The following is a 10,524-nucleotide window of genomic DNA, read 5'->3' as shown; positions in this document are numbered from 1 at the left end:
GACCGGGTCTGGTCCGGGTGCGCACCGGCCGCGGGTCGGTGACCGCCCGGGTGGCGACCGGGGCGAGCCCGGCGTCGGTGCGCCGGGACAACGTCGACCGCGTGGTGAGCGTGCTGACCGCCGCCGGGGTGGACTGGTTCCGGGTGCCGTGCGAGTCGTTCACCCACACCGCTGTGGCCGTACCCGAGAAGGACAAGGACCACGTCCTGGCCCTGCTGCGGGCAGCGACCGCGCCCGGCGCCGGACGCCTCGCCGCGATCGGCGCAGGCGGCCGCAGGGCGCGGGTGTGGCGGGCGTCCTGGGCGGTCACCGACGCCGGCGGGTCGCTGGTGCTGGGCGACGACTTCGGCTGCGACATCGAGTTCTGGCGGGAGCAGCCGGACGGGACGCTGGCCGCGCCGCGCGGCAACCCGGTGGCCGACGTGGTGGCCGCGCACGAGGAACCGATCGTCGCGTTCGAGCCGGCCTTCAGCGAGTTCTGCGCGCCCTACGACAGCGCCGCCTACCGGACCCGGCGGGTGTTCACGCTGGCCCCGCCGGATCGCGTGTGCTTCCCGGTGGACGCGGTCTTCACCTGGGTCGACGGCGACGACCCGGTCTGGCGGCGCCGCAAGGACGAGGCACTGGCCGCGTACGGGCAGGTGCACCCACTGGCCGCGAACGACTCCCGCTACGCCTCCCGGGACGAGTTGCGGTACGCGATGCGCGCCGTGCACTGCTTCGCGCCCTGGATCCGCCGCATCTTCCTGGTCACCGACGACCAGGTGCCGGACTGGCTGGACGCCGAGCACCCGGACGTGACCGTGGTCAGCCACCGCGAGATCTTCGGCGACACCGGGCGGCTGCCCACCTTCAACTCGCAGGCCATCGAGTCACGGCTGCACCGGATCCCGGGCCTGGCCGAGCATTTCCTCTACCTCAACGACGACGTCCTGCTGGGCCGGCCGGTGTCACCCCGGATGTTCTTCACGCCGGGCGGGCTGACCCGGTTCTTCCCGTCCCCCACGCCGATCGGGCCGGGCGGCCGTTCGCCGGACGACGTGCCCGCGCAGGCGTCCGGCAAGAACAACCGGAGGCTGATCCAGGAGACCTTCGGGCGCATGCTGACCAAGCGGATGAGGCACACCCCGCACCCGTCGCGGCGCAGCGTGCTGGCCGAGATCGAGGAGCGGTTCCCCGGGCCGGTGGCGGCCACCGCCGCGCATCAGTTCCGGCACCCGGACGACGTCGCGGTGCTGTCCTCGCTGCAGCAGTACTACGGGTATCTGACCGGCCGGGCGGTCCCCGGCGAGATCCGCTACAGCTACACCGATCTGGCCGCGCCCAGCACACCGTTCCGGCTGGCCCGGCTGCTGCGGGACCGGCACCTGGACGCGTTCTGTCTCAACGACGTGGACGCCGACGCCCCGACCTCTCGCGAGCAGGCCGGGCTGATCGCCGATTTCCTGCCCGCGTATCTGCCGTTCCGGGCGCCCTTCGAGCCGGCCTCGCCGATCGCCCGGCAGAAGGTCACCCTCACCTGGGAGTACGTGTGAGCTACGACGTTGTGATCCTGGGCCTCGGCTACGTCGGCCTGCCGCTGGCCCGGCAGGCGGTGCGGGCGGGGCTCTCGGTGCTCGGCTTCGACGTCGACCCGGCGGTGGTGTCGTCTCTGGCCGGCGGCCGCTCGCACGTGGACGACCTCGACGACACCGACATCGAGGCCATGCTCGCCGGCGGCTTCCATCCGACCGCCGACCCGGTGCTGATCGGCACGGCGGACGCGGCGGTGATCTGCGTGCCCACCCCGTTGTCCGAAGGGGACGGTCCGGACCTGAGCGCGGTGCTGGGCGCGACGGAGGCGGTGGGCCGGGCCCTGCGGCGCGGCATGCTGGTGGTGCTGGAGAGCACGACCTATCCGGGTACGACCGACGAGCTGGTCCGCCCGATCCTGGAGACCATGTCCGGGCTGACCGCCGGGGCCGACTTCCACCTCGCCTTCTCGCCCGAGCGGATCGACCCGGGCAACCCGGTGTTCGGCGCGGCGAACACGCCCAAGGTGGTCGGCGGCCACACGCCGGCGTGCACCTCGCGGGCCGCCGACTTCTACGGGCGCTTCGTCGACACGGTGGTCCGCACCCGCGGGACCCGGGAGGCGGAGACGGCGAAGCTGCTGGAGAACACCTACCGGCACGTGAACATCGCGCTGGTCAACGAGATGGCCGTTCTGCCACGAGCTGGACGTCGACCTGTGGGACGTGATCCGGGCCGCGTCCACCAAGCCGTTCGGGTTCCAGGCGTTCCACCCCGGCCCCGGCGTCGGCGGGCACTGCATCCCGATCGACCCCAACTACCTGTCGCACAACGTCCGCAGCCGGCTCGGGTATCCGTTCCGGTTCGTCGAGCTGGCCCAGGAGATCAACGCGACGATGCCGGCGTACGTGGCCCGGCGGGCGCAGAACCTGCTGAACGCGGACGGGATCGCGGTGCACGGCGCGTCGATCCTGCTGCTCGGGGTCACGTACAAGGCGAACATCGCGGACCGCCGGGAGTCGCCGGCCACGCCGCTGGCCCGGCACCTGCTGGCGCTGGGCGCGCGGCTGAGCTTCCACGACCCGCATGTCGACTCGTTCGAGGAGCTGGCGCGCACCGAGGACCTGGACGGCGGGTGCGCCGCGGCGGACCTGGTGATCCTGGTCCAGGCGCACCGGCAGTACGACCCGGACCGCCTGGCCGGCCTGGCAAAGCGGTTCTTCGACACCCGCGGCGTCACCACGATCCCCTCGGCGCACCGGCTGTGACCGACACCAGGGTCATCCCGAAACCCACCCGCCGCCGGGTCGACGGCGCCGGGCGGTCGCTGCCGACCGGACGCCGCGACGGTCACCGCCGCGACATCGAGGGCCTGCGCGCGATCGCCGTCCTGCTGGTCGTGCTATACCACGCCGGCGTGCCGCTGCTGGGCGGCGGATACGTCGGCGTGGACGTCTTCTTCGTCATCTCCGGCTACCTGATCACCGGCCTGCTGCTGCGCGAGGTTGCCGGCGGCGGCACGATCTCGGTGGTCGGGTTCTACGCCCGCCGGGTGCTGCGGCTGCTGCCGGCCGCGGCCGTGGTCACCGCCGTCACCGTGCTCGCGGCGGTTCGCTGGCTGCCGCCGCTGCGTGCGCCGGAGGTGGCGCTGGACGCGCTGTTCGCCAGCCTGTACAGCGGCAACTACCGGCTGGCCGCGGCCGGCGCCGACTATCTCAACGCCGAGACCGCGGCGTCGCCGTTGCAGCACTTCTGGTCGCTGGCCGTGGAGGAACAGTTCTATCTGGTGTGGCCGGTGCTGCTGCTGGTCTTCCGCCGCCGTCCGGCGCCGGTGCTGTCGCTGCTGGTCGCCGCCTCGCTCGCGGTCTCGGTGTGGCAGACCGACGCGAACCCGACGTGGGCCTACTTCGGCCTGCACACCCGCGCGTGGGAGCTGGGCGTCGGCGCGCTGGTGGCGGTGCTGGCGCTGCGCCTGCCGGCCCGCTTCGCGTCGGTGCTGTGCGGGGCGGGCCTGCTCGCGATCGGCTTGGCGGCCGTCGTCTTCACCGCCAAGACCCAGTTCCCGGGGTACGCGTCCGCGCTGCCCGTGGCGGGTGCGGCGGCCGTGCTGGCCGGTGGGGCGACCGCGCCCTCGGGCCTGTTGGGCGAGCCGGTGCTGCAGGCGATCGGCCGGCTCTCGTACTCCTGGTATCTCTGGCACTGGCCCTTCCTGACGATCGGTCCGGTCGCCCTGGGCATCGAACCCGGCCTGGCGGTGAACCTGGCGCTGGCCGTGGCCGCCCTGGTCGCCGCCGCGTCCACGTACGCCCTGGTCGAGAACCCCCTGCGCCGCCTGCCCGCACTGCGCGCCCGGCCGCGCGCGGCGGTGGCCTTCGGTCTGTCGATCACCGTGCTGACCGCTGCGGGATACCTGGCCGTGTCCCGCCTGGACCTGGTGGCGGCCACGTCCTACCGCGCCCCGGCGGTGGGCGCGATCACTCCCGCGGCCCTCGAATCCGGCGTGCGGACGCCCGAGGTGCCGGTCAATCTCGCGCCGCCGCTGACCGCCGCCTCCCGCGACATCCCCCGGCTCTACGGCGACGGCTGTGCCGCGGATCTGCCCGACACCACGATCGCGCAGCCGTGCGCCTATGGCGACGTCGCGTCCAGGGACACCGTCGTCCTGTTCGGCGACTCCCATGCGGCGCAATGGTTCCCGGCCCTCGAGCAGATCGCTCAGCAGCGGCGCTGGCGGCTGGTCGTGGTCAGCAAGAACGCGTGCACGGCCGGCTCGTTCCGCATCCACCACGTGACCCTGAAGCGCCCGTACAACGAATGCACGGCATGGCGCGAGCGGGCGCTGGCGCACATCGCCGGCCTGAACCCCAGCCGGATCTTCTTCGCGTCGGCGGTGGCCAGCGAAAACCGGGTGGTCGACGACTCGGGCGCGCTGATCAACGATCCGACCTATGCGAACCGGGTGCGGATCAACGGCTGGGCCACGACGGTGAACGCCCTGCGCGGCACGGGCGCCCGGCTCTACTTCCTGGAGGACACGCCGTACCAGGCGCTGATGCCGGTGGACTGCCTGTCCACCCACCTGAAGAACCCGGCGGCCTGCGCGAACCAGCGGGAAAAGTCGCTGCAGTCGGCGAGCCGGCGGGTGGCGATCGCGAGACTGCTGCGGGCGAAGGGCGTCAGGACCATCGACCCGATGCCGTGGTTCTGCACCGCCCGGATCTGCCCGGTGATCGTGGGCAACGTGCTCGTCTTCCGCGACCGGGGGCACATGACGGTGACGTGGTCCCGCCTCCTGACCCCCAACCTGGCCGCCACCCTCGACTGACCCCCTTTGCTCTGCTTCCTCTGGGGAAGCAGAAACAGGGACGCGACGACCATCTGCCGGCGGCGACGGCCTTGGCGAGCCGATGCTCAGCCGGCCGTGATCGGGCCCGGGTTGCGCGAGGAAAGGGCCGGTTAGCTGCGCAAACGCCGGCCGGAATCAAGTGGGCCGGGCGCCGTTCTTTCAGCGGGGCAAGCCGGGGCGTCGATCGAGCGTGCCGAGAACTGCTTCCCCTGAGGAAGCAGAGCAAAGGCGGGCGCGACGGTCCCTCCGGGCCGGTCCCTCCGGGGCCCCGAGATGGCCGGAAAGGCCAGGTCACGGCGTCGCGGGGGTCAGTCGGCCCGGCGGCGGGCCTGCGTCGAGCGCTCGGGGACGGTCGCCCGACGGGTACGAGCCGCGCGGCGCCGGTACGACGCCCGTCCGGAGACGGCCCGGAGCCGGGCGGCACTCGGAACGGAGATCGGACGGTGGCTGGTCGCCGCGGCGGGATCGGCACTGCCGGCTCGGACTGCTCCGGCCGTGGGGATGATTTGGGTGGCGGCGGACGCGGGACTGGACACGGACGCCGGCTCCGCTGGGGCGGACCTTTCCTGGACCAGGTAGCGCGGGCGGCCCCGGACCTCGTCGTGGATCCGGGCCAGGTACTCGCCGATGATCCCCATCCCCAGCAGGATGAACGTGCCCATCACCAGCAGGACCAGGATGACCGTGGGGAAGCCCTCCAGCGAGCCTCCGCGCATCCAGCGCACGATCGTCTGCACGCCCAGCACCAGGGCGAAGGCCGCGAAGGCCACCCCGCCCAGCGTCACCAGGTGCAGCGGCGCCGCCGTGAAGGAGGTCAGGCCGTTGACCGCCAGGCGGGTCAGCGACCGGAACGTCCAGCGTGAGTCGCCGCGGGAGCCCGGCGCGATGTCGACCTCCACCGTCGCCCGGCGGAAGCCGATCCAGCTGCTGGTGCCGCGGAAGAACGTCGCGTGCTCGGGCAGCCGCAGCAACGCGTCCACCGCGGTGCGGGACAGCAGGCGGAAGTCGGTCGCCCCGATCAGGTCCACAGTGGTGAGTCTGGTGAACGTCGCGTTGAAGGCGTGGGCCGCGACCCGGTTGAGCCGGGACTGGCCGGTGCGGTTGCGCTTGACGGCCTCCACGACGTGTGCCCCGGCCCGCCAGGCGGCCAGCATGAGCAGGATGGCCTCGGGCGGGTGTTGCAGGTCCGCGTCCAGCACCACGACCGCGTCGCCGGTGGCGTGTTCCAAGCCGGCCAGGACGGCCTGTTCCTTGCCGAAGTTGCGGGACAGCTGGACCCCGCGTACCCGGCTGTCCTCGATGCCCTGCGCTCGGATCCGGCTCCACGAGTCGTCGGCCGAGCCGTCGTCGACCAGCACGATCTCGAAGCGCTCGCCGGCCGCGTCCAGCACCGCGCCGACCCGCCGCACGAAGAGCTCGACGCCCGCGCCCTCGTTGTGCACGGGCGCCACGACCGACAGCAGGCTCATCGGGCGCAGAAGGGTCGGCCGGCGAGCTGCCGGGAAGCCACGTCGAGCGACTGGTCGAAGCGGCGCAACGAGAAGGCCGAGTCGGCGTGCTCGGCCCGGAACTCGGCGCGCAACGCGCATCGCCTGGCGTCTCCCGCAGGCGACGGATCGAAGGCGGCCATCTCCTGCGCCACCCGGTCGGCCAGGATCGCCCGCGGTGCGGCGGCGGCGCGGTCGGCGAAGCGTTTGTTGGCCGCCGTCGTGACGGTCGCCGCCAGGCAGAGGATCAAAACCAGGCCGAGGGTACGACGGAAGAGCAGGTGACCCGCCACGGCGAGCAGGATCGCACCGGCCGCCGCGGTCACCGCCGTGTCCCGCCAGCCGAGTCCCCACGACTGCGCGCGCTGGATCTCGGCGTTCAGCGCGGCGAGCGTCGCACCCAGCAGCACCAGCGCCCCGGCGGCCAGCCCCAGTGCCATCAAGCGCCTGCGGTCCACGATGGACAGATAAGGGATGTCGCGCCGAGTTCGCCAGGCGAGGAGCCCGAGCGCGATCAGGGCCAGCACCGGGACCACGCCGAGCCAGGAGCCGTCGGTGCCGTGGATCGCGGATCTCCACATCAGCGGCGGCGCCCACGCGGTTGCGCGTACCGGGATCGTCGTCAGGACCGACGGGCCCAGCGTGATGTCGGAGAGGCGGTAACACCCGCCGTCCGCGCAGAACCCGTGGATCACCAGGCGGACCGTCGCGAAGACCGGCAGGAAACCGAGCCACAACGCGCCGAGGGCGGCCAGCGGACGCCGGCCCGGCCTCATCCGATCGCGGGCCAGCACGGCGGCCGTGGCGAACGGCAGCGCCAGGTAGGCGATCTCGTTGACGCACGCGAGCAGTCCGCCCGCGAGGATCAGCAGCACGAAATGGTGGCGGGCCCGGGGGCTGATCCGGCAGACCACCGCGGCCACCGCGAGGACCAGGGCGGCGGACGTGAAGTAGAGGCCGCCGAAGAGGACCGCCGGGCTGGACCCGCCCGCCGCGACGAACGAACCGCCGACCGCGAACGGGACCGTCGCCGCGAGCTTCGACGGCGGGCCCGCGAAGAGCGGGCCGCGTTGCACCATCGACTCGGCGAACAGGGTCGCGGCCACCGACAGCAGCGCCGCGGCAAGGAACGACACCAGCCGGAACGACACGTTGACCGGCACCCCGAACAGGTCGCTGATCGTGTACGCCAGCAGGTCGAGGGACTTCTCCAGCATTCGCCCGAGCGGCCGGAAGTTGCCCAGCCGCAGGTACGTGTCCAGGGTGGTCACCGTGTGGGTGACGACGCCGGCCGGGTGGTCGCGGAACATCCCGCCGTGCCAGTAGAGGTTGAACCGATGGTCCGCGGTCGGCGCCAGGGACACCAGCGGCGCGAGCACGATCAGCGGCACGAGCACCGCACGCCACCAGGTCCGCCGCCACAGCCCTCGATCGAGGGCCGCGTCCTGGCGGACCGGGACATTGATCGTCTCGACGGTCACGTAGAGGCAACGACGCCCGTCCGCCGTCGGTTATGCGAGCAGATCCGCCAGGGTGGGCAGCGCATCGGGGTCGACGACCACCGTGCGCTCACACCCGAAGTCGAAGAAGATCCTGGTCAGGCGCTCGGTCAGGAGATCATCCCAGGAGGCGCCGGGCCGGTGCCGGCGCCACGTGCGCGCATCCGGCAGATACTCCAGAACCACCCCGGCGGTGCGTGCGAGCCGGAACGACGGGCTGTCGGTCAGCACCACGGGAAGGTGATCGGCGGCGACGGTGAGCCGCTGCGACAACGTACGGGTCAGCGCCCGCAGGGTCTCGGGGCGCAGCCCGACCGCGATGTACACATGCGTTGGCCGATGCACGGAGTCGTCACGGGAAAGGGCCACCCGCAACCGCCCGCGCGTCGCGGCCAGCTCCCACCGCAGCCGATCGTCGGACACGCGTCACGCCACCGGCGACAGCAACCGGGCGGCGATCAACTCCGCGGCCGCACCGGCGCCGTTGCCGAAGGGCAGTTCGGCGCAGCGGGCGGCGAGCGCCGCACGAACGTCGGGACGCGCCGCGGTGGCCAGCACGTCGCCGAGGTCGCCGGACGGCTCGGCGCAGAGCGCGACGCCGGCGGCCGCGGCGAACCGGGCCCGGGCCAGCTGGTCGTCGTCCTCGACGTCGAGCGACGGCACGAATACCGCGGGCACGCCGGCGGCGAGCGTCTCGTGGAACGCCGTGTAGCCGGCCGCCGACACGACCAGATCGGCCGCGCGCAGGGAGCGCGGCTCGGGGTCGATCGGCGTGAAGCCGGGCACCGGCACGTCGACGTCGCGCAGCACCACCGCCGGCTCGTCGCCGAGGCCCAGCCGTTCCCGGGCGAGCGAACGGTCGAGCAGCTCGGCGCGGTCCAGCATGGTGATCGGCGCGAGCGTGGTGACGCCGTCCCGTTCGCGCGCGGTCCAGCCCTCGTCGCCCGCGGCCGCGAACTCGCCCGGCTCGAGCACCCCGTGGAACGCCGCCGACCGGCCACGCCACCGCAGGCCCATCCCCCGCCGCCACATCGCCCCGCGCAGCCACCACCAGGCCACCCGCGAATGGTCGGCGGTCGCGGCGAGCAGCCCGTCGTGAGGCAGGCCGTCGAGCACGACCGAATGGGCGTCGTGCAGCTCGATCAGGTGCCGCAGGCGGGCGCGCAGGAAGCCGGGCCACCGGGCTCCGGTCACGTCCGGCAGGTGCTCGACCAGCAGGTTCGTGGCGGGCAGCGTCTCCGCGCCGGTGAGCAGCACGGGTTCCAGGGTGTCCGGCAGGCGGCGGGCGACGGCGAGCAGCCGGTCGGTGACGTCGCCGATCAGCAGGACCCGCCGCTTCGCCTCGACCGGCGCGGGCGCCCTGGGTGCGGGCAGCGGCCGGGCCGGGCGGAGGCCGAGGTCGTCGCCGACCGGCAGCCGCCGGTCGAAGGTGATGCCGGGCGGCGGGCTCCCGTCGACGACCAGCACGGTGGCACGGATCTGTTCGCCCGCGCAGGCGAGCTCGGCCAGGCCGTCGCGGAGAAGGCCGGTGATCGCCTGGTGGAAGGGCCGGTCGTGCCGGGATTCGAGGGGTACGAGCACGACGGAGAGCCCGGCCGCGGCGCGGATCTGCGCGGCGACGGTGGCCGGAGTTCCGCCGGGGTCGCGGAGGTCGCAGAGGATGGCCACGTCGTACACGCACGATCAACGACACGCGGGACCGCCACGACACGCATGAATCGACCATTTCGGGCATACGCTGAGTTGATCAACGGGACGAACTTCGTGCAGCGTGTGGGCGACGCCGAGCGGGTCACCAGCGTGGTGACCACGTACGCGCCGGGGTCCGAGCTGCTCGCCTCCATCCGGTCCCTGGTCGCGCAGAGCTGGACCAACCACGAGATCCTGCTCGTCGACGACGGCTCCCCGCACGGCCACGACGACGTCCTGCGCACCGCCGCCGGGCTGGACCCGCGCATCCGCCTGCTCCGCCGCCGCACCCACGAGGGCCGGTACGCCGCCCGCAACGCCGCCATGGACCGGGCCACCGGGGCCTACGTCACATTCCAGGAGTCCGACTCCTGGTCGCACCCGAGGCGGCTCGAACGCCAGGTGACCGCCCTGCGCGCCGATCCCGGCGCGGCCGGCGTCACCTGCACGGCGCTGCTCACCGCGGCGGACCTCGACGGCGGGACGCTGGTGCGCGGTCCACTGCTGATCCGGCGGACCGGCGAACGGTTCGACCGGGTGCGGCACGGCGGCGAGGACGAGTTCGTCGAGCGGCTGCGAAGCGTCGTGCATCTCGACGGCGAGTCGCTGGCGGTGCTGTTGCGGCGCGGCGGGGATCGCAAGGAGGCCGCGCGGCGGGCGTACCGGTCGGCGTACCGGGTGTGGCACCGGCGGTCGGCCGGCGCGCCACCGGTCAAGCCGTGGCCGCTGCTCGATCGTCGCGGACGGCGGGCGTGCGACGTGCTGCTGGTCGCCGACTGGACCCGCGAGGACGCCGGGCTCGGGCAGGTGCGCGCGCTCAAGGACCGTGGGCTGCGCGTCATGCTGCTGCACCTCGGGAGCGAGGACGACCTGGACCCCCGTACTCAGGAAGCCGTCAACGACGGCGAAGCCGAGCTGGTCGACCTCACCGACGACGTCCGCGCGCGGCTGGTGGTGATCCGCGACCCGGGTGTGCTGGCGGCGGCGCAGG

The 10,524-nt window shown here is 73.2% G+C and carries 7 protein-coding genes and 1 pseudogene; 4 read left to right on the top strand and 4 right to left on the bottom strand.

The window, feature by feature from the left end; translation table 11 throughout:
* The 3 genes and pseudogenes from AB0M20_RS11455 to AB0M20_RS11445 all read left to right on the top strand — a co-directional run.
* Positions 1-1,535 (top strand): stealth family protein (locus AB0M20_RS11455; RefSeq protein WP_364296979.1); only part of this gene is annotated, 1,535 nt, incomplete at its 5' end.
* A pseudogene (locus AB0M20_RS11450) lies at positions 1,532-2,780 on the top strand (nucleotide sugar dehydrogenase). The gene AB0M20_RS11455 and the pseudogene AB0M20_RS11450, both read left to right, overlap by 4 nt.
* Positions 2,777-4,837, top strand: coding sequence for an acyltransferase family protein (locus AB0M20_RS11445; protein ID WP_364296977.1), 2,061 nt, complete (start codon positions 2,777-2,779; stop codon positions 4,835-4,837). Before AB0M20_RS11450 ends, AB0M20_RS11445 begins: the two are co-directional and overlap by 4 nt.
* 329 nt (positions 4,838-5,166) lie before the next feature.
* Here AB0M20_RS11445 and AB0M20_RS11440 read toward each other — a convergent pair whose 3' ends face one another.
* From AB0M20_RS11440 to AB0M20_RS11425, 4 genes are read right to left on the bottom strand one after another with little or no spacing between them, the layout of a single operon-like run.
* Entirely contained in the window at positions 5,167-6,327 is a 1,161-nt protein-coding gene (locus AB0M20_RS11440; RefSeq protein ID WP_364296975.1) for a glycosyltransferase family 2 protein, read from the bottom strand.
* Positions 6,324-7,826 carry a hypothetical protein gene (locus AB0M20_RS11435; RefSeq protein ID WP_364296973.1) on the bottom strand — a complete coding sequence of 501 codons (1,503 nt, stop codon included), beginning with the start codon at positions 7,824-7,826 and terminating at the stop codon, positions 6,324-6,326. Before AB0M20_RS11435 ends, AB0M20_RS11440 begins: the two co-directional genes overlap by 4 nt.
* Before the next feature lie 30 nt (positions 7,827-7,856).
* Positions 7,857-8,267, bottom strand: coding sequence for a hypothetical protein (locus tag AB0M20_RS11430; protein WP_364296971.1), 411 nt, complete (start codon positions 8,265-8,267; stop codon positions 7,857-7,859).
* Positions 8,268-8,270: 3 nt separating this feature from the next.
* Positions 8,271-9,521, bottom strand: coding sequence for a glycosyltransferase (locus tag AB0M20_RS11425; protein WP_364296969.1), 1,251 nt, complete (start codon positions 9,519-9,521; stop codon positions 8,271-8,273).
* A 66-nt stretch (positions 9,522-9,587) separates the two neighbouring features.
* On the opposite strand from AB0M20_RS11425, the gene AB0M20_RS11420 reads away from it, so the two are divergent.
* Positions 9,588-10,524: glycosyltransferase family A protein (locus AB0M20_RS11420; protein WP_364296967.1), on the top strand; the 937-nt coding region annotated here is incomplete at its 3' end.

Source organism: Actinoplanes sp. NPDC051633 (assembly GCF_040681735.1).
Lineage (GTDB): Bacteria > Actinomycetota > Actinomycetes > Mycobacteriales > Micromonosporaceae > Actinoplanes.
Note: the sequence above shows the minus strand (reverse complement) of the source record. Positions and strands in the feature narration are given on the sequence as shown.

Bases quoted from the DNA above. Each gene is read 5' to 3' on its own strand.
- AB0M20_RS11440 (WP_364296975.1), bottom strand. From the start codon at position 6,327: ATGAGCCTGCTGTCGGTCGTGGCGCCCGTGCACAACGAGGGCGCGGGC.